18 protein-coding genes are annotated in these 19089 nt (G+C 41.0%); 8 read left to right on the plus strand and 10 right to left on the minus strand.

Features of this window, described 5'->3' with window-relative positions:
- Positions 1 to 5 precede the first annotated feature (5 nt).
- On the minus strand, positions 6 to 572 hold the full coding sequence (locus tag L0B17_RS05530; RefSeq protein WP_235088215.1) for a CIA30 family protein: 567 nt from the start codon (positions 570 to 572) through the stop codon (positions 6 to 8).
- Between the two features lie 253 nt (positions 573 to 825).
- On the opposite strand from L0B17_RS05530, the gene L0B17_RS05535 reads away from it, so the two are divergent.
- A complete protein-coding gene (locus L0B17_RS05535) occupies positions 826 to 1941 on the plus strand; it encodes an endonuclease/exonuclease/phosphatase family protein (RefSeq protein ID WP_235088216.1) in 1116 nt (371 codons plus the stop codon).
- Between the two features lie 77 nt (positions 1942 to 2018).
- Here the strand turns inward: L0B17_RS05535 and pepN are convergent, their stop codons facing one another.
- The 6 genes from pepN to L0B17_RS05565 all read right to left on the minus strand — a co-directional run bounded on the left by pepN (position 2019) and on the right by L0B17_RS05565 (position 8618).
- On the minus strand, positions 2019 to 4601 hold the full coding sequence (gene pepN, locus L0B17_RS05540; protein ID WP_235088218.1) for an aminopeptidase N: 2583 nt from the start codon (positions 4599 to 4601) through the stop codon (positions 2019 to 2021).
- A 164-nt stretch (positions 4602 to 4765) separates the two neighbouring features.
- Entirely contained in the window at positions 4766 to 5359 is a 594-nt protein-coding gene (lpoB, locus tag L0B17_RS05545; RefSeq protein WP_235088220.1) for a penicillin-binding protein activator LpoB, read from the minus strand.
- 27 nt (positions 5360 to 5386) lie between these two features.
- A complete protein-coding gene (locus tag L0B17_RS05550) occupies positions 5387 to 6778 on the minus strand; it encodes a COG3014 family protein (RefSeq protein ID WP_235088222.1) in 1392 nt (463 codons plus the stop codon).
- Between the two features lie 54 nt (positions 6779 to 6832).
- Positions 6833 to 7345 (minus strand): peptide deformylase, encoded by a 513-nt coding sequence (gene def, locus L0B17_RS05555; RefSeq protein ID WP_235088223.1) that lies wholly within the window; start codon positions 7343 to 7345, stop codon positions 6833 to 6835.
- 86 nt (positions 7346 to 7431) lie between these two features.
- On the minus strand, positions 7432 to 7644 hold the full coding sequence (locus L0B17_RS05560; RefSeq protein WP_235088225.1) for a SlyX family protein: 213 nt from the start codon (positions 7642 to 7644) through the stop codon (positions 7432 to 7434).
- A 20-nt stretch (positions 7645 to 7664) separates the two neighbouring features.
- Positions 7665 to 8618, minus strand: a complete 954-nt coding sequence (locus L0B17_RS05565; protein ID WP_235088227.1) for a WD40 repeat domain-containing protein — start codon at positions 8616 to 8618, stop codon at positions 7665 to 7667.
- Positions 8619 to 8772: 154 nt separating this feature from the next.
- On the opposite strand from L0B17_RS05565, the gene fkpA reads away from it, so the two are divergent.
- A complete protein-coding gene (gene fkpA, locus L0B17_RS05570) occupies positions 8773 to 9522 on the plus strand; it encodes an FKBP-type peptidyl-prolyl cis-trans isomerase (protein WP_235088228.1) in 750 nt (249 codons plus the stop codon).
- Positions 9523 to 9624: 102 nt separating this feature from the next.
- On the opposite strand, the gene L0B17_RS05575 is transcribed toward fkpA, so the two are convergent.
- Complete coding sequence (locus L0B17_RS05575) at positions 9625 to 10590, minus strand: zinc transporter ZntB (RefSeq protein ID WP_235088230.1); 966 nt, start codon at positions 10588 to 10590, stop codon at positions 9625 to 9627.
- A 197-nt stretch (positions 10591 to 10787) separates the two neighbouring features.
- On the opposite strand from L0B17_RS05575, the gene L0B17_RS05580 reads away from it, so the two are divergent.
- Positions 10788 to 11156, plus strand: coding sequence for a YacL family protein (locus L0B17_RS05580; protein WP_235088232.1), 369 nt, complete (start codon positions 10788 to 10790; stop codon positions 11154 to 11156).
- A gap of 165 nt (positions 11157 to 11321) precedes the next feature.
- Here the strand turns inward: L0B17_RS05580 and L0B17_RS05585 are convergent, their stop codons facing one another.
- Positions 11322 to 11951, minus strand: coding sequence for a response regulator (locus tag L0B17_RS05585; protein WP_235088233.1), 630 nt, complete (start codon positions 11949 to 11951; stop codon positions 11322 to 11324).
- Complete coding sequence (gene narQ / locus L0B17_RS05590) at positions 11944 to 13656, minus strand: nitrate/nitrite two-component system sensor histidine kinase NarQ (protein ID WP_235088235.1); 1713 nt, start codon at positions 13654 to 13656, stop codon at positions 11944 to 11946. Before narQ ends, L0B17_RS05585 begins: the two co-directional genes overlap by 8 nt.
- A gap of 290 nt (positions 13657 to 13946) precedes the next feature.
- Here narQ and nrfA point away from each other — a divergent pair, with 290 nt between their 5' ends.
- The 5 genes from nrfA to L0B17_RS05615 all read left to right on the plus strand — a co-directional run bounded on the left by nrfA (position 13947) and on the right by L0B17_RS05615 (position 19083).
- Positions 13947 to 15341, plus strand: a complete 1395-nt coding sequence (gene nrfA / locus L0B17_RS05595) for an ammonia-forming nitrite reductase cytochrome c552 subunit (protein ID WP_235089602.1) — start codon at positions 13947 to 13949, stop codon at positions 15339 to 15341.
- Positions 15342 to 15669: 328 nt separating this feature from the next.
- Entirely contained in the window at positions 15670 to 16008 is a 339-nt protein-coding gene (locus tag L0B17_RS05600; protein ID WP_226410960.1) for a P-II family nitrogen regulator, read from the plus strand.
- A 12-nt stretch (positions 16009 to 16020) separates the two neighbouring features.
- The gene (locus L0B17_RS05605) at positions 16021 to 17271 is read left to right on the plus strand and encodes an ammonium transporter (protein WP_235088237.1); all 1251 of its coding nucleotides are present in this window, start codon (positions 16021 to 16023) and stop codon (positions 17269 to 17271) included.
- A gap of 125 nt (positions 17272 to 17396) precedes the next feature.
- Positions 17397 to 17720, plus strand: a complete 324-nt coding sequence (locus L0B17_RS05610; protein ID WP_235088239.1) for a hypothetical protein — start codon at positions 17397 to 17399, stop codon at positions 17718 to 17720.
- A 139-nt stretch (positions 17721 to 17859) separates the two neighbouring features.
- A complete protein-coding gene (locus L0B17_RS05615) occupies positions 17860 to 19083 on the plus strand; it encodes a tetratricopeptide repeat protein (RefSeq protein ID WP_336246488.1) in 1224 nt (407 codons plus the stop codon).
- Positions 19084 to 19089 lie beyond the last annotated feature (6 nt).

Genomic DNA, 19089 nt, shown 5'->3' on the forward strand with positions numbered 1-19089 from the left:
CTAATTTACTGAAATGAAAGTGAGTGTAAAGCGATATCAAAATGGCCCTGTTGTTTATCGGCAATCAAAATGCCAACCCTTTCAACCTTTGCCAAATTTAATGCCGGACCATTGTGAACTGTTCGTCCTCTAAATCCAATTTTAAAGTCATCGACGTGAAAAACATGCTCGCTTATTTGATCTTTCTGGCTGGTGAATTCGGCAATATAAGCTTCACCATATTGTAAATCAGCCGTTTTAACGCGCAGTTGATAACGTTTGCCATCACCTTTAACGATTAACTGACAGCGACTTGCTTGTTTAGGTTCGGTTAATAGGACAAATTCGACCGAGGCAAAACCGCCATTATTGTCTAACGACACTGAGCCTGAAAAATTAACTGACTGTGCTGATTGAGTGACATGGCTGGATGATAATCCCCCCATTACAGTGTCATTATTAATGTTAATCGACTTAACATGACGGGCATCGGCAAATTGTAATTCCACCTTAGGTTCCTCTTGAGGTAAGTTACTCGCAAAAGCTGCAATAGTTCCGAATGTGAAGATCAATATAGATAACGATTTAAACATTTGATATTCCCTCTTATAAAAAAACGGCTTATCTGGGTTAAAGATAAGCCGCAGAGGGTTTTCGCAGATTAAATGGGTCTAACTAATTATATTACGATGACGTTATCTAAAGGGATCACGCCAAATGTAACTGAGCGTTAATGAGGTTAACGTGCACTCTAGAAAATAATAGCAAATTCAGCTTAGCTTTATGGAGACAAGGCCTAAATACGTTATGATAGCTATTATCGTGTTTTAAGAGCTTGCTATTATTTTGTTAACATCACACTCAATTCAGCCACTTCAATATCGTGTAGCATCGATAAATCTGTTTAATTTTATTGCGCCGCCTAATGCCTACTATGATTTTGAAAATATTTATACCACTGAACAATGGCGTCAAAAGTGTGCTTGGATCAGCGACTTTATTCAACAAAACCAACCTGATATTATTGGTTTTCAAGAGGTTTTCAGCCCTGATGATTTAAAAGTCTTATGTCAGCAATTAGGTTATGACTATTTTGCCGTATTAGATGAGCCTGAAGTGCAAAGTGACTATGTTTACCGTCATCCTGTAGTGGCGTTAGCATCACGTTACCCTATTACTGAAATGGCCAATGTTGAGGCAGATCAAGCAGCCTGTCAGGCTTTGGGTTTGTCACAGTTTAATTTTAGCCGCTTGCCACTGCGCGCCACGGTCGAGTTGCCGCAGTTCGGCCCCTGTGATTGTTATGTGATCCATTTAAAATCTAAACGTAGTGGTTTCGATAAAGATGACCTAGCCGACAGTGGTGCTTTAGGCGCGGCGGACTTTATATCAAGACAAGTATTAGGACGTTGGGCGTCGAGCATTCAGCGCGGCAATGAAGCGACGTTTCTGTGTCATCAGATGTTGCTTCGCAAGCATCAAAAAAACATGCCTTTTGTATTGATGGGGGATTTTAACGATAAATTGCACAGTGATTTACTTGCCGCTTTTCATCAAAACTTACGCGTGTATCGTAATGATATTGAAGATAAAAAACTAGCCGGTTTGAGCGAGCAACAATTGTTTGCTGAGCTTAATCAATTTCGAATCTACGACAGTTACGAATTATTTAAAGCGACAACAAAATCAAATGCTAGCTTAGCGTTAGATGAATTTGAATCCGTAAAAGATACTGATATTGAGCTGCCGATATCACGCCCTGCAACCCACTATTACGGCAGTGAAGGTTCGGTTTTAGATTATATTCTGGTCTCGAGTGAGTTTGATCCTAAACAGTTGAAAAATTTAGCACACATAGAGGCATACCAAACATTTGATCGTCATTTAGTGCGACCAGATTATGAACGTGACAGTGACAGTACTGACCATGCGCCAGTCATGATGACCTTTAGCTTACGTTAGCCGGTTAGTGCACCATAAAAATGGCCAGCAAATTGCTGGCCATTTTTATGGTAAGTTTTGGTGTTAACAAAGTTGATTTACTGAGGTTTCACCAATTGTTTAATGTTAATACAGCGATACTCATTTTGACGAGTCTCTAATAAGGCGCGACGGGTCAGTTTGGATAAGCCTGTTTCAGTATTAAGCACATGTTCAATCATAGTGATATTGTCAATTGAGCAGGCATGTGGAATTAATGCTTGAGTGTAACTGCGCATAAATACTGGCCCTTTTTTATCTAGCTCAATTAAATTTGCCAAGCGCTGTTCTGCAGTGGCAGCACTGAGTAAGTTTTGCTCGGCAGGATAAAGGTTAAACATGGCTACCCGCAGTTTAGAAAACGGCATGGCTTGGCTATGTTCAATAGTATTTAACCATTGACGTTTGAGATGTGCTTGTGGACGAATGACCTCTGCTGCAAGGGCGGCTTTTTCACCAGAATCCGATGTGTCCTTGATTTTTTCGCGTTGGAGTAATGCATAGGCATTACCGAAATCAAAGCGATTCAGTTGCCTAATGATATCCCAACGTAAATCTTGATCTAGCACTAAACCTTTTACTTTAGTGCTGCCAGTTAGCAGTTGTTGTAAGTGCTTTAACGGATCTGACTGGGTTGATAGGTTAACGTATGCTGAGAACCACAGGCGTTGGAAATCACTGTTTTTATGATGCTCCATTGTCATGCGTAAACTCATCTGGCTTAGCGCACGGCTGACCTTGTCAGTATATTGTTTATGCGTCGGAGCCATTAAATCGAGCATTTCTTTGGCGCGATTTAAGTTAGCAATTACTTGGCCTAAAATCGTATAATCTTGCTCAAGTGGCGCATTAATTAATGCCACATTAATAAAATCATTTAATGGTGCTTGGCCATCTAAAACACTGTCCCACATGCTTTGCCATAACATTGAGCGTAATAATGGGTCGTGCACTTTATTAAGAGATTGCTTAGCGGTATTCATTGAACGTTGGTCTAAATCAACTTTGACAAAACCCCAGTCATCTAAGTTCGGATAGACTAAATCAGGGCAATATTCTCCGACCAATTCGCTGACATCAGTACGTGCACCTTTGTAAGTCACCACCGCGGTTTGATGTTTTTCGACGCCATAACGGCGTTGATAAAATAAACCCACTTTAACTTTTTGCTCACGTAATGTTGGAAACTCATCGCTTACTGCACGTTGAACCAGTTGGAAGTCGCTGATCATGCCGTTGGCACAGGTGTATTCAGCTTTGATACTGTTCACTCCTGCTTTATATAACCATTCTTGGGTCCACTGGCTTAGGTCACGGTTACTGGCTTTTGCTAGGCTACCGATAAAATCATCTAACTGGGCATTTTGATAACTGAATTTGCTAAGGTACTGTTTAACACCTTGACGGAAGGTTTCTTCACCGAGTAGATGACGTAACTGGTTTAACGTTGATGCGCCTTTTTGGTAAGTGATCGCATCGATATTATCAAAGGCATTTTGGGTTGTGGCTACAGGCACTTCAATAGGATGGGTGGTTACCAGTGAATCTAGCTCGTAAGCTCGTTGCTTGCCTGATGCATAAAAGGTGCGCCATGCATGGGTGAACTCTGTCGCTTCAGCTGTAGCAAGAATGCCCATAAAGGCAGCAAAACTTTCATTTAACCATAGTCCGTTCCACCATTTCATGGTGACCAAATCACCAAACCATTGGTGTGCCATTTCATGCATGATCACGCCCGCTAAGCGCTCTTTTTGTGACGCGGTCATTTTTGCATTAAACAAAAATCTATCTTCTGAAAAGGTGATCGCGGCGGCATTTTCCATTGCACCATATAAAAAATCAGGCACTAGGACTTGATCGTACTTTTTAAATGGGTAAGGGATGCCGAAATAACGGTCAAAAAAGTATAACCCTTGCTTGGTATAGGTAAACCAGTCTTGTGGAGTGACTTGTTCGGTGACCGACTGACGAGAGAATAACCGCATTGGATACGGTCCACTGTTGTCTTGCCACATATGATATGGACCAGCATGCAGTGAAAAGTTATATGGGCTTAACTTAGGTGATGCAGGAAATACCCATACATTTTCATTGCCTTGTGCTGTAATACTGCTTTCGCGCATTGCACTAATGACTTGCCAATCTTTAGGTGCATGAACGTTAAGCTGAAAACTGGCTTTTAAATCGGGCTGGTCAAACACGGCGAACATCTGCTGCGCTGCAGCGGGTTCAAAATGCGAGTATAAATATACTTTGCCATCTACTGGGTCAACAAACCGGTGCAAGCCTTCACCATTGGTGCTGTGCTCGCGAGTAAATTCAATGGCAATGGTATTTGGTCCAGATTGCAACAACGATGGGCTTAAGGTGATATAACTGCCATTGTACTCAGGATAGATTTTCACACCATTGACTATCATAGAGATGATATTAGCTTGGTTTAAATCTAAGGTTAGGTTTTTAGCTGTGCCATTTAAGTCGAAATTGACGATAGATGTGGCGCGAAATTGACTTTGCCCATTTAGAAAAAAGGTCAGTTTGTAATCCACATTACTGACCACTCGAGCGCGTTCACTGGCTTGATACTGACTAATAAAAGGCGTGTTGTCTCGCAGACTGGCCGTGGTTGACGATGTATTCATGCAGCCGGTTATTACAGTGGCTGATAAACAAAGACCGAGTAGTTTTACTATAAAGGCGTGTCGCAATTTCACTTAATGGTTTTCCTAAGGTTGCACAGCAAAAGTTGTGGCAGATATAAGAAAGCCGACACAGATGTCGGCTTTCACAATATATTGATTACATTTTACATGCCTAAGAAAGACTTAGACTTAGTTTTACGAATTTCTTTTTCATCAGACCATTCAATTAAACCTGTTTCCAAGTCCATTAAACGCATGGTCATTTTATAGTATACATCTTTGGTGCTGCCATCTTGCTTGACTATGCTAGATAAGTTGCCATAAAGCATAAATTGCGCACCAATTTGACGACCAAATTTAATGGCTGTTGTTGGGTCAACCATACCAGCATTGTTTTGATAATCGAGCTGTTTACGCACTACATCGACTTTGGTCATGTCGATAAAGCGAAACTTACCAGAGCGCAGTAACTTGTTACTAATGGTGTCGGTGACTGACTCGGTATCGATATGTTCAGAGGTTTTATTCTTAATTTTATCGACAAAAATAATAGGACGATTATTTTGAGTCATCATCATCACTGGCGGGAAGGTCATCATGCTATCAACCATTTTAGCGGCAATGGCTTGTAAATCGGTAGAGCCGAAGTTTTCGTTAACGGTTTCGACTTCTGTTGCGTCGCCATATTCCACTTTGGATTGACAAGCGGCTAGCCCCAACACTGCGGCAAGAACAAATATTAGTTTCATTGGTTTCATAATCAATTCCATAAGTTGGTGGTGCAATTACAGGATTATCGAATAAAAACGGGTACGATTACCAGTATCTATAACCCAAATTAATGTAGTTTTATCTGATTTAACGTCAATTTTAGCTTTTTGTGTATTGCCTAGGCTGATTTCATACTCGCCTGAGTCAACATACTGTCGAGCAATTAGTGCCTGACTGGGCAAGGTTAACCAGCTTCTGCGATCAGCTTGTTCAGTGATGACATTAAAAATCTGCATCGCAATCGCGCCTGCATCAATTTGGTCGTTACGGCGTTTACTTTCACTGCGCACGCTTTGTGCCATTTCAGCTTTAGCATAAACCCTCAATGCCTGCCTAACCAGAGCCGCGGGTAAGTCTTCTTTTAACGCATTAATCGCCAGCGCGTCAATATTGGCTATGCTTTCTGCTTGCAGGACACTGCCCAGACCTTGAATAGAGACTGGCGCCGTATTGCTCATCGAAGGTCGATAAGTGGCCAGTGATAAGGTTTGCCAGTTACCGTCAATGATAAAGGGCACGGTTAAACTTTGTTTTTCAGGTACAAAACCACGCTCAACTAACACTACAACCTGGCCTTGTTTTGGACTGGCTAATACAGCCTCACCCCAGCGGCGTGAAAAATCATCATATTGTGGCATCGACAGCTGCTTAGCTAGTCTAACTAAATCCTGCTGTAGGTATTTATTATTAGGCGATATTTGAGCGGCTTTACGGTAATCAATATAGGCGTCGTTGGGTTCACCCAATAATTCGTAAAGTAAGCCTGTAGTGTAGTAACTATAGGCATTTAAAAATGAACTGGTTACTGTACCGGCAGATTGGCCTAACTTGTTTACTTCAGCATCGATAGTGCCGTTTGCCATGGCCTGGACTGACTTTTGTGATTTTTGGTAGCGAGCTTGCTCACTACTTTGCAATTCGTTACTGCGCCTTAATTCTACCATTGCGCCCTGTGCATCACCCGAAAACAGGTAGTTTAAAGCTTGATACTGATGCAGCATAATCCGTTCATAGCCTGGTCCGCGATAAGGAATAGCATTGTCGTTTAGTAATAAGCTACTGGCCTTTGAACCTATATCCGATACGCTGATTTTTGCTTGCTCATCAAAGGCTTTATAAGCTTCCATCGCTTGCTGATAATAGCGTTGACTTTGTTCGAAATTGCCATTGATTTGCGCTAAACGCCCAGATTCTTGAGCATATAATAAGCCATCATTAGAGGTGATTTCATTAGCAATATCGTCAAGATTGAGTACTGGGGTGGGACTGTTAATTTGTTGTTTATAGGGGATAATTTGTGACGGATAATTAACGAATATGCTGTTGAACGCACAGCCTGATAAGGTTAAACACATCAACACACTGATGATGGTTGAACTTGGTATCAAGAAAGCATTCAGTTTCATTCATTATCCTTGTTGTTAATTACCTAATTGAAAAATGTTAAACGCAACCCAGGTTTAAGCATGCAGCTCTTGCTGAGTTTGTTCATCCATTACACTTCGCTCAAGCAAGGTGATGCCCTGAAGATGGTCAAATTCATGCTGAAAAATACGCGCAATAAACCCAGTGAGGTTTTGAGTAACCAAATTACCATTTAGCTGTTGATATTGCACTTTAATATCCGCATGACGCCAAATGTTAATTCGCTGTCCTGGTATCGATAAACAACCCTCATCGGCAGATTCCATTAACTCAGAGGCAGCTAATATTGTCGGGTTTATCACCACAATGGGCGTCATAGCTGGCGCGGTGGGATAGCGTTCATTAGGTTTTGAGGCCATAATGAACATTGCTGCAGTGCTAAAAACTTGTGGTGCTGCAATGCCTACTCCGTTTGCGGCTGTCATGGTCGCTTGCATATTGGCGGCGAGTAACTGAATAGACTCATCAAACGAGGTCACTTTTTCAGCCTTTAGAGCTAAAATATTATCCCCCGTTACAGCTATTGGCAACAAAACAGCAGCAGACATAGACATCCTGTACAGATAATATTGATTAATGTGAGCCAGTCATTAGCCAGTATATGGCGGTGTGAGCAACTCACCTCATGACGCATTTAGTAATGTGGCGGCGGTGTTTCATCTGCGTGGCTAGCCATATTGCTTGGTTCAATGGCATGTAATTTATTAACCATCATCATAATTTGGTGTTGCTGACGCGAGACAATATCATTGAGCTTAATCACTTCTTGATTCAACTCTTCCAAGGTAATTTCTTGAAACGCCATCTTAGTTTCTAAATCATCAATTTTGGTTAACAATTGTTCCATTTAAACCTCGTCAAAAACATTTATAAATCCCAGGTTTCTAATAAACCTTGGCTGCTAACACTCATCACAGTTTGAGCACTGGGCTGGGCGACAGAGTATACTACAGCGCCTCTGCTTTGGCTGTTTTTAGTCACCTTAACTTGCCATCTTTGAAGACGTTCGCCTGAGTCAACTTGCCATAAAAATATTTCTTTAGAGGGTGTGCCAGTTAACAGCTGGCTATTATTACTAACAAATCGTGCGCTAGATACATTCATTTGGCGACGATCAATTAACAGCGGGGTGACTTGTTTGCCAGAGCTTGATTGCCAAATCGCCGCATTGCCAGTGATATCACCCGCAAAGCTTAAGATGCCATCACCACTTAATAGTACTTTGGTTATTCTGGAATCCAATTGCCATTGCTGTAATGGCTGACCTGTTTGTGCTTGCCATAAACGAACTTGTCCGTCGTTACCACCACTTAACGCCATTAAGCCATCATCAGAAATAGATACGCTATTCACCTTTTCTTGGTGGCCTAAAAACTGAATTAATCCTTGGTTATCTGGTTGTAGCGACATGACAGAGCCATCAGCCAAACCAATTAACGCATGGCCGTTGTTGGCAATAGCGACACTTTGTGCATAAGCAGGCAGTGTCCACCAGCCGACAGAGCGACCGGTGTCGATACTCCAAATAGCCACAGAGTCACTGGACAAGGTAGCGGCGTAGGCATTGTTGCTGGAAATTGCAGTATCAAAGACATTACTGCTATTGCTAGCTCCATGTATCCACTGATACTTGATAACCTTGTCAGTGAGTGACCAAAACTGTACTCCATCGTTAGCCGTACTGACTAACGCATATTGACCATCTTGGGATAATGTCGCGCTGTAACTTGCATCAGAGGTTAATACCATAGTGTGATCGGCTTTAGGCTGGCAGGCAACCAATAAAAGTGAGCAAAAAATCAGCAGTAAAACGCGTAACATGAACTTGCTCCTTAAAAAGTTGTCCATAAGGACTCAACCCAATGGTATATCAGAAATAGTTAGTATAAAGTGGCTTACTAACATTAGCCTAATTGTCTCATTACAGACAGTTATGTGCTTATTGTAACCACTTAAGGATGCTGAGGAAGCTTTAATGAAATCAATTTATAAATTATCGTTAGTTGCATTAGCCGTTGTTGGTCTAACTGCATGTAACCAAGAAGAAGCTGTAGCGAAGAAAGTTGAGCTTACAACTGAAGCTCAAAAAGAAGCTTACAGTGTCGGTGCATCGATCGGTAAGTACATGTCTGGCCATATCAAAGAACAAGAAGAGCTAGGCTTTGCCGTTGATCGTACTTTGATCATCCAAGGTTTTAGCGATGGCTTAGTCGATACTACCGACTTGACCGAAGAAGAAATGCAAACTGTTTTACAAGGTCTAGACCAAAAATTAAATGACAAACGTTTAGAGCAAGCTGAAACCTTAGCGGCTAAAGCGATTGAAGAAGGCCAGAAGTTTCTAAGTGACAACAAAGCTAAAGCAGGCGTTGTAACAACTGAATCAGGCTTACAGTATGAAGTATTAACCGCAGGTGAAGGCGATAAGCCAGCTGCAGAAGATACAGTTGAAGTACATTATCGTGGCACATTAACTGACGGTACTGAGTTTGATAGCTCATATACACGTGGCGAACCAGCAAAATTCCCGCTTAACCGCGTAATTCCTGGTTGGACCGAAGGCGTTCAGTTAATGTCTGTTGGTGCAAAATACAAGTTCGTTATTCCAGCTGAACTTGCCTATGGCGACCGTGATACAGGTACTATTCCAGCTAACTCTACATTAGTGTTTGAAGTTGAATTGATTTCAATTGAAAAAGCACCTGTTGAGCCTGCTGCGAAATAATATATAAGCTCAATCGTTAAGCATTGACTTCAAAAATGGGCGCTAATTAGCGCCCATTTTTATGTGTTTCTATCTGCTGTGGAGCATTAGCAATATCTAGGATTAAATCCATTTTAAACGATAAAACAAGTACATTTGCATCGCTATTAACGCGAGTAATCCGCCGCAGAATGCGGCAAATGCCCAATTTGTGTCAGCCCCAGGTATGCCTGCGATATTCACCCCGAGTAAACCGGTTAAAAAACCCAATGGTAAAAAGATCGCTGAAATAAGTGATAAGAAATATAGTCGTTGATTAAGCTGCTCAGCTTGTCGAGATTGAAGCTCTTCCTGAGTAACACTGGCGCGATCGCGTATCGCATCTAAGTCTTCTATCACTCTGATGAGGTTATCTTGGGTTTCCCGTAAACGAATTTTATCATTTTGATCAAGTAGCAGACTGCTTTCATGTAAGATTTTACCTAATGCTTCACGTTGCGGTGCAAGGTATCTTCTTAACACTACGGTTTGACGGCGTAACTCAGCAATATCCATACGTAAAGATTTGTTGGTGTCAGTCACAACCCGTTCTTCTAATTCATCCATCAATTCTTCTAGTTTGTTGATGTACTCTACTTGGCGCTGCGTAAGGTGATCAACAATTGCTAAAATAAACCCAGCACTGTCAATAGGGCCTTTGACAAGTTTAATGCTGTCGGCTATTTCTGTAATTGATTGTAACTGGCGTTCACAAGTAGAAATGATCCTGTGTTCTTCACTATAAATACGTATTGCAACCATGTCCTCAGGATCTGAATTTGGATTAAGGTTCACGCCACGTAATGTCAGTAGAATACCGTTAGTAGAATGCACAACCCTAGGGCGTGTATCTGAAGCTAGCAAAATATCGCGTTCAGTTTTTTCTAGCTTTTGATTATTTAACCATTGTCGAGCATCTGTTGACTTATATTTTAAATGAACCCAAAGCAAACCATCTTCGGGCTTCCAAGTGGTTAACTGCTCTTCTGATAGTGTCTGGCCAGCATTTGGGCCCGTTAGCAGTAAGCAATAAATAAATCCTTTGTGCATAGGGTATTTCCTTAACGAATTGTATTTGAAAATCAATTCTGATGAATTAGGGTTACTTTACGATATATACTGGCAGCGCCCAATAGTTATCGTACTGTCATATACAGCAAAATATCATTTATGGTTTAAAATAGGTTATGGCAGATTGAATCACTGCCAAGAACTTTTAAAAGCCCGAGAATAATTAAGAGTATAAAATGGAATTCGAATTTCGACGTAATCGTCTAGATGACACTGTATTTGCCAATTTCAGCATGGATCATGAAGTGTTTGGCCGTTGGTTTGCTGAAGAATTAGGTGCAGATGTAACACGCGCTCAGCAAGTGCTAACTTATATTGGCCAATTAATTGCTGGGGCGAAAACCGAATGGCGGGATATCGGTAATGATTTAACCCTAGATGCCGACATTGAGCAGGTACGTATTTTTGTTAACGCGATTGATTTTGATGAAGAACATAATCTTGAAGACGGCATGGCTTTGTATGATGCAGAATCGGAAGGATATTGTGGCTTAGAAGATTTTGAAAAAGCACTTAAAAGCTGGTTAGTGTTTATTCAAGAATAATCATTAATTAATCAATATTAGTTATGATGCTGGCTGATTGATTAAGGACAAAAGCTGGTATTTTTATGGTTAACTTTTTAGAGGATAACGAGATCCTTATTTTTAGCGATCCCGTTTACAGACCATAAGTCATAAGAGTTAGATTAATTAAACGTGTCTTTATGCTTATTGATTTAAGTATCTAACAGCCATCTCCGTGCGTGATTTCGCATTGGCTTTGCGGAGCAAGTTTTTTACATGGACTTTGACGGTGCCTTCACTAATGTGTAAGTCTTCTGCAATCACTCGGTTACTTTTTCCTTCTGCCAATTCCTGTAAGATTTGCAGTTCTCGCGGTGTGAGACTTGCTATCCATCCATTTTCATCATCGGCCGTTTTCAATTCGAACATATAGGCTTCAACTTCTTCGCTGATAACGCGATGACCTGACATGGCCTTTTTAAGCTGTTCTAACAGTAATTCTGGCTCAGTGTCTTTTAATAAATATCCATCAGAACCGGCGCGCAGTAGACGAATAACATCTTGTTTTGCATCTGACACTGTCAGAATAACAATACGAGCGGTGACGCCTTCTTGGCGCATTGCATTTAAGGTGTCTAAACCCGACATGCCTTTCATGTTTAAGTCTAATAATATGATGTCAGGTTCATGAGTACTGACTGCGGTTAATGCATCTAAACCCGTACCGACCTCACCGAAAAGAGTAAAGTCTCCATCAGAGGTAATAAGTTGACAAATACCACGACGAAGTAAGGGGTGATCGTCGACAACGAGTACTGAATATGGTTTACCCATTTAAAGGCTCCTGCTGTGATGGAAAACAAAGTGTGACTGTGGTGCCGCCTGCAGCATTGGAGCTAAAAGACAGCTGGCCATTTAATTTGCTGGCACGCTCATGCATGATGCCAATACCAAAGTGTTGAGCACGCTCTTTTAAATGTGATACACCCATGCCGTCATCTGAAATAGTAATGTTAATTATTCCTGATGATGTGAGTTGACAATCTATCACGATATGTTCGGCATTGGCGTGTTTAATTGCATTTAACGTGGCCTCACGGGTTAAATGCAAAATGTGAATATGTTGTTTTGCTTCAAGTAAATGCGCCGACAATGTGTATTGTAAACTCAGCTGAATATCTGTTTGGGGCCTTAATTGATCAAGCATGACTTCTAAGGCGTGATTCAAGTTGGGCTCTTTAATGGTTAAGCGGAAAGTGGATAATAATTCCCGTAGCTGGGCATAAGCAAAACTAACACCATCGTTAATTTCAGTTATCTGAAGTTCTACTTCTTGATTACGGCAATTGTCCGGTAATTTTTTACGTAACAAGCTGACCTGAATTTTTAAAAAGGATAATAATTGCCCTAAAGAATCATGCAGTTCACGGGCAATCACTGCTCTCTCCTCCATTAACGCGAGCTGTTGTCTTTGCTCTGTCGCATTATGAATGGTAATTGAACGTGCTAGCATCACCGCAAAATTGATAAACAAGGGATTATTGAGTTTATGTGTGGAGATGACTTCTAAATAACCCTGGCGAGTTTGCTCTAATTGCAGCGGAAAACACACGCTGTTTTGAGCTATAGTAGGCCAACCTTTGCTGGCTTCAATAACATCTTGCGATTGGCCTTCATGTTCGATCACCAATCTTAAAAAATCTAATTTTTCAAAACGTTGAAGTTGATCTAAAGCTGATTTTAACGCTTTATAGTCAAGCTTGTCTGAATGCAGCATGATCAAATTATCATATAAGAAATAGAGTTCATTATTAGCACGTGTTAACGCTAAGGTTTTATCGGAAACCTGTTGCTCAAGATCTTGATATAAATTTGATAATTCAGAGGCGGTTTTTTTCAGGGCATTGCTTAATGCGGTTAGCTCTATGTAATCCGTTTTAGGCATATCAACATCGAAATTACCCTGCGAAATAGTCATTGCACTATCTATTAATAATTGCAGTGGTTTTACAACACGCTTGCGGGTAAATGTCACAGCAATGGCGGCAACGATTAACATGAGTGTTAATCCAATGACTTGGCTGAGGACCAATAACCTCAGTTTATCGGCGGAAAAATGCTCTATCTCTAATACGAGAATATCGACGGTATCAACAAAATCGGTTAATGCTTCGCTATAAAGATTGATATCGCCTGTTTCTGCATAGGTTCTCATTAACTGCCATTTATCTATGACTAATAAGTACTGCTTTGATAAGGTTTTTGGGCTGTACCAAGCGAGGGAACTTTGCAGCACATCTGAGTTGAGGGTGTTTTCAAACTCTTTAATTTTCGCACTAACCTGATCATTGTTTGTGTTGGCCGATAGCAGTAGTCGGTAACTTTGCATACGTAATGAGCCAGAGGCGTTAATTGCACGGGCATCACCAATACTGAATGATAAATTAATAATTGAGTACACAGCTAAACTTGAAGAAAGCAAAATTAGGATTAACATTACCCCGAGTATTGTAGAAGTTAAGCTACCGCGTGTTAACATTTTTGGTCCATTTTATTGTTTTTTTTACCTGTATTATTGTGGCATGTTTACCAGCTTTAAACAGCCCTAAAGTATAGGCGAACAGTGAGTTCTACATTAGCTGGCGCTTTAATACATTAACAAAATTGAAGAAATGTGAGATACAACACGTTCACATATTGATCTGGCGCATACTTTTATTCCTATACCTCAAAAGGGGTATTCTTAGTTGGGGCTTAAATAGCTAATTTTGACCTTGGAGATATCGTGGTTATAAATTAATTATAAAGTAACACGGAGTGAAGATGATGATGAACGTAAAATCTACTGTATTAAGTGCAGTGATTGCGACCAGCTTTTTGGCTGCAGGTGCCATGGCAAGTGATAAGACTGAGCCTCGCAATGAAGTATATAAAGATAAGTATTCGGCTCAGTATGAATCTTGGCATGATACCAGTGAAAGTGAAGAAATTGTTGATATGCTGGAAGAGGTACCTAGCTTAGTGGTTTTATGGGCGGGTTACGGCTTTGCAAAAGATTATAATGCACCACGTGGTCACCATTATGCCGTTACCGATGTGACTAATACATTACGTACCGGTGCGCCTAAGAATGCTGAAGATGGCCCAATGCCTATGGCATGTTGGAGCTGTAAAAGTCCTGATGTTCCTCGTGTAATTGAAGAACAGGGCGAGGATGGCTATTTTGCAGGAAAATGGGCTAAAGGTGGAGCTGAAATTGTTAATACAATTGGTTGTGGTGACTGTCATGAAAAAGGTTCCCCTAAATTACGCATCTCTCGGCCATATGTCGATCGTGCATTAGGTGCTATTGGTACACCTTTTGATAAAGCATCTCGTAAAGACAAGCAATCAATGGTTTGTGCGCAGTGCCATGTTGAATATTACTTCGAGAAAACAGCTGATAAATCAGGTTTTGTGAAGTTCCCGTGGGATATGGGAACCACAGTTGAGCAAATGGAAGTTTACTATGACAACATGGCGTTCTCTGATTGGACTCATGCGTTATCTAAAACCCCAATGCTTAAAGCGCAGCACCCAGGTTATGAAACATGGAAAGCAGGTATACACGGTAAAAACAACGTTACCTGTACTGACTGTCATATGCCTAAAGTGGCTAAAGCAAACGGTAAAGGTAAATTTACCGATCATAAAGTGGGTAACCCATTTGATCGTTTTGACGAAACCTGCGCTACTTGTCATAGCCAAAGCAAAGAGTTTATGGTTGATTTAACCAATGAGCGTAAGCAAAAAGTTGGCGAGCTTAAAGCCAGTGCTGAAGCGCAATTAGTCAAAGCTCACTTCGAAGCAAAAGCGGCTTGGGATGCGGGGGCAACTGAGGCAGAAATGAAGCCTATCCTTACTGATATCCGTCATTCACAGTGGCGTTGGGATTTTGCAACTGCATCACATGGCGTTGCAGCTCACGCAGCAGATGAAGCATTACGTATTTTAGGCACCGCGGTTGATAAAGCGGCTAATGCACGTATTAAGCTTGCTCATCTATTAGCGGCTAAAGGTGTTAAGCAACCTATTGTTTACCCTGACACCTCGACTAAAGCAAAAGCGCAAGCTGCATTAGGCATGGACATGAAAACAATGAATGCAGAAAAAGAAGCATTTAAGAAAAATCTAGTGCCTAAATGGCAACAAGAAGCCAAAAAGCGCGAAGCAACTTATAAGTAAGTTGTTAAGCCGACTCAATCGGTTATGTGAATAGCAGTATTAAGTAACCAAACGCTTTTTTAAAGCCCTCGAAAGAGGGCTTTTTTTATACCATTTATCACGTCGCAGGCTCTAAGACACTTCTGAACTCACCATGGTATTGCTGCACCAATATCAAGCGGCATAGTTTTATTGCGCACTAATATGGTGCTTACTCGTGCTATTTTTATCGAGAAATTAAATCTATTTTCTTTTAAAACATAGGTTTAAAAAACTGGCCTGATGATTGAATCTGTTAAACCAACAAATATATAACAAATTCATATTTTATTAATTTTTGGAGGTCGGGATGAAACTCGTCAGCGCAATCATCAAACCATTTAAATTGGATGATGTCCGTGAAGCTATCGCTGGAATGGGCATTGAGGGTATGACAGTCACTGAGGTGAAAGGTTTTGGTCGTCAAAAAGGTCACACTGAGCTTTATCGCGGTGCTGAATATCAAGTGGATTTTTTACCTAAAGTAAAATTAGAGATCGCCACTAAAGAAGAAAACTTAGATATGTTAATTGAAGCTATTACCACTGCGGCGCATACCGGCAAGATTGGTGACGGTAAAATCTTTGTAACTAATTTAGAACAAGCCGTGCGTATTCGTACCGGTGAAGTTGATAACGAAGCATTATAAGGGGTAATGATAATGGAAGAATTAGCAAAATTAGGACTAACGGTTAGCGAGTTACGCTTTGCATTAGATACCTTCTATTTTTTGATCTCTGGTGCACTAGTGATGTGGATGGCTGCGGGGTTTGCCATGTTAGAAGCTGGTTTAGTACGTTCAAAAAATACCACTGAAATTCTAACTAAAAACGTATGCTTGTATGCAATTGCGTGCGTAACTTACTTGCTTGTTGGCTACAACATCATGTATGTCGACAATGCTGAAGGCGGTATTATCCCTTCATTTGGCGCATTAATTGGCTCACAAGCTGCTGATGCTGATCACGCCCTAGAATCTGACTTTTTCTTCCAAGTGGTGTTTGTTGCTACCGCAATGTCGATTGTATCGGGAGCAGTCGCAGAACGCATGAGATTATGGGCTTTCTTGGCATTTTCAGTGTTTATGACGACGATTATTTATCCGATAGAGGGCTATTGGACTTGGGGTGGTGGATTTTTATCAGAAGCGGGTTTTGTTGATTTTGCGGGCAGTGGCATAGTGCACATGGCTGGGGCGGCAGCGGCTATTTCGGGAGTATTGTTACTCGGTGCTCGTAAAGGTAAATATGGTGCTAACGGCCAGGTTAATCCGATCCCTGGCTCTAACTTACCTATGGCGACCTTAGGCATGTTCATTCTGTGGATGGGCTGGTTTGGCTTTAACGGTGGCTCACAATTATTAGTGTCTGATGCTGAAAATGCGTCAGCCGTGGCTAAGGTTTTTGTCAACACTAATTCTGCCGCCGCATTCGGTGCTATAGCAGCCTTGATTGTGTGTAAAGTGGTTTGGGGTAAAGCAGACTTAACCATGATATTAAACGGTGCTTTAGCAGGCCTTGTAGCGATTACGGCCGACCCATTATCACCTTCGCTAGTGATGGCAGGCGTGATTGGTTTAGTCGCTGGTGGTATTGTTATCTTCTCTATCATTGGTTTTGATCGCATCAAAATTGACGATCCCGTTGGTGCTATTTCGGTGCACGGAGTGGCAGGTTTCTTAGGCCTTATGTTAGTACCATTATCGAATGCTGATGCTAATTTTGGTTCGCAATTATTCGGCGCTGTGGTTATCTTTGGTTGGGTATTTTCTGCTTCACTTGTTGTTTGGTATGCGCTAAAAATTACTATGGGCATTCGTGTCACTGAAGAAGAAGAGTATGTCGGTATGGATGCATCTGACTGTGGTATTGATGCTTATCCTGAGTTTGTTAGTGTAAAAACGGGCAGCTAATTGTGTAAAGTATCGCAATATTTAAACAGAGTCCTTTAGGGCTCTGTTTTTTTATGTGCTAAATTTATGGCTTACTACATAATTTGATATAGCTACATAATTTGAGGCTGCTTATGAATACTTTGATGAAATTTGTTGTGGTCATTGCGATTAACTTACTAATGAGTTTTTCAATTTGTGCAGGGCAAGTTGTGGTGCGTAAGTCATCAGACTCATTTGATGCATTTGCGGTTCGCGATCAAGTCATCAAAGAGTATGAATGGCAAGAAGCGCTAAGAATGCAGCAACAGATTGAAATTTTACAATCATTGCCAGTAGGATGTGTCCCGCTCGCATTACCTTTCCGCTACTTTAGTTGTGCTGGTTTAGCCTATCGCCCTTATGAGTATCAAAATAAACAGTTATTTATTCAAATTGATCCGCCTAAGCATCCCGCGCAGCCTAAATAGGCTTAATACTGTGGATAAATGTGGCAAGATATTTCATTAATCTGGTTGGCGATTAGGGTTTATTCATCGCTTTTTTGGCTGAAAAGGGTTTATTTGACTAAGCTTATCTTATTCGTATCTCGATTAAGAGGGTGAGGTTATGTGGGTAATTACCTTTCAACAATACGGGGTTTGTAATAAAGGCTTTAATCAATTAACGCAAGCCATGCTGCCTTTATTAATAATGCTTACGCTGTTTTTATCACTGCTTGGCTGTCAGTCTAGATCTGCTGTCGTACAGTCTATGGATGTTGAATCACTATTCCATGATGAGTTATTTATCGCAACTGAGATCATCTCACCTGAGCAGATTTATAGCTTACCATCGTCTTATATCGCTCAAATCAAGCAAGCTTACTCAAGAGACAATACCACTCAACATCGAAAAATGCCCATTCACTCTTGGCTAGCCCAATATATTGGCGCACAAAATGGTGGCTTTGAATACCGAGATCATTACACTCGCCCCGCCAGTGAAACGGCCATTAGTCGGCAAGGTAACTGTATGTCGCTGGTGGTATTATCTGCCGCATTAGCGGATATTTTTAGTATACCTGTAGAATTTCAAGACATTGATGTTGAGCCCGTTTGGGATAAACGAGGCGGATTTTATCTGGTGAATGGCCATGTCAATTTATTCTTGGTCGCTGCAACGGATGCTAATACTGTTTCTTTTCGTGACAACAAAATATTAATCGATTTTCTACCCGAAAGGGCAGTGCGCGGTTTTAGTCAAAAGCGGGTCAATAAGCAAACCTTGACCGCAATGTATTACAACAATATTGCCGCCGAAGCATTGGTGGAGCAGCAGTATGACTTAGCTTATGCCTTGATTAAACAAGCAATTCGAATGGACCCGAGCTTCATAGCCAGTATTAATACACTTGCAGTGATATATCGACATAAGGGGGACGATGAAAAGGCTGAACAAGCCTATCGAACAGCGTTATTGCTTGATAAAGAAGATGTGACAACTTTATTTAATTTAGCCTTAATTCTGGGTGAGCAAGACAGGCTAGATGAGTGGGCGGCAGTACATAAAATACTAGAATTACATAGAATCAATAACCCATTTTATTATTATGATATGGCGCAGCAAGCCTACTTCGAACAGCATTACCAAGAAGCACTAGTCTGGTATAAAAGGGCACTTGAAAAAGCGGATTATCGACATGAATTCTATTTCGGTTTATCAAGGACTTACTGGGCAACGGGGGAGCGCCGTTTAGCGCAGAAAAATATGCAAAAAGCATTAGCATTAACGGGGGATGTTGATGATAAGCGCCGATATCAAATTAAGCTGCAGGCAATGAAAAATTGGTGATTCTAG

This window comes from Shewanella sp. OMA3-2, from assembly GCF_021513195.1.
In the GTDB taxonomy this organism is placed as follows: Bacteria; Pseudomonadota; Gammaproteobacteria; order Enterobacterales; family Shewanellaceae; genus Shewanella.

What these genes read in the sequence shown, in the direction of transcription:
- lpoB (WP_235088220.1), bottom strand. Translation starts at nt 5,359, where the DNA reads ATGAAACCAATGAAACTAATATTTGTTCTTGCCGCAGTGTTGGGGCTA.
- L0B17_RS05580 (WP_235088232.1), top strand. Translation starts at nt 10,788, where the DNA reads ATGGAATTCGAATTTCGACGTAATCGTCTAGATGACACTGTATTTGCC.
- L0B17_RS05550 (WP_235088222.1), bottom strand. Translation starts at nt 6,778, where the DNA reads ATGAAACTGAATGCTTTCTTGATACCAAGTTCAACCATCATCAGTGTG.
- pepN (WP_235088218.1), bottom strand. Translation starts at nt 4,601, where the DNA reads ATGAATACATCGTCAACCACGGCCAGTCTGCGAGACAACACGCCTTTT.
- L0B17_RS05585 (WP_235088233.1), bottom strand. Translation starts at nt 11,951, where the DNA reads ATGGGTAAACCATATTCAGTACTCGTTGTCGACGATCACCCCTTACTT.
- fkpA (WP_235088228.1), top strand. Translation starts at nt 8,773, where the DNA reads ATGAAATCAATTTATAAATTATCGTTAGTTGCATTAGCCGTTGTTGGT.
- L0B17_RS05615 (WP_336246488.1), top strand. Translation starts at nt 17,860, where the DNA reads ATGTGGGTAATTACCTTTCAACAATACGGGGTTTGTAATAAAGGCTTT.
- L0B17_RS05530 (WP_235088215.1), bottom strand. Translation starts at nt 572, where the DNA reads ATGTTTAAATCGTTATCTATATTGATCTTCACATTCGGAACTATTGCA.
- L0B17_RS05610 (WP_235088239.1), top strand. Translation starts at nt 17,397, where the DNA reads ATGAAATTTGTTGTGGTCATTGCGATTAACTTACTAATGAGTTTTTCA.
- nrfA (WP_235089602.1), top strand. Translation starts at nt 13,947, where the DNA reads ATGAACGTAAAATCTACTGTATTAAGTGCAGTGATTGCGACCAGCTTT.
- L0B17_RS05560 (WP_235088225.1), bottom strand. Translation starts at nt 7,644, where the DNA reads ATGGAACAATTGTTAACCAAAATTGATGATTTAGAAACTAAGATGGCG.
- L0B17_RS05600 (WP_226410960.1), top strand. Translation starts at nt 15,670, where the DNA reads ATGAAACTCGTCAGCGCAATCATCAAACCATTTAAATTGGATGATGTC.
- def (WP_235088223.1), bottom strand. Translation starts at nt 7,345, where the DNA reads ATGTCTGCTGCTGTTTTGTTGCCAATAGCTGTAACGGGGGATAATATT.
- L0B17_RS05575 (WP_235088230.1), bottom strand. Translation starts at nt 10,590, where the DNA reads ATGCACAAAGGATTTATTTATTGCTTACTGCTAACGGGCCCAAATGCT.
- narQ (WP_235088235.1), bottom strand. Translation starts at nt 13,656, where the DNA reads ATGTTAACACGCGGTAGCTTAACTTCTACAATACTCGGGGTAATGTTA.
- L0B17_RS05605 (WP_235088237.1), top strand. Translation starts at nt 16,021, where the DNA reads ATGGAAGAATTAGCAAAATTAGGACTAACGGTTAGCGAGTTACGCTTT.
- L0B17_RS05565 (WP_235088227.1), bottom strand. Translation starts at nt 8,618, where the DNA reads ATGTTACGCGTTTTACTGCTGATTTTTTGCTCACTTTTATTGGTTGCC.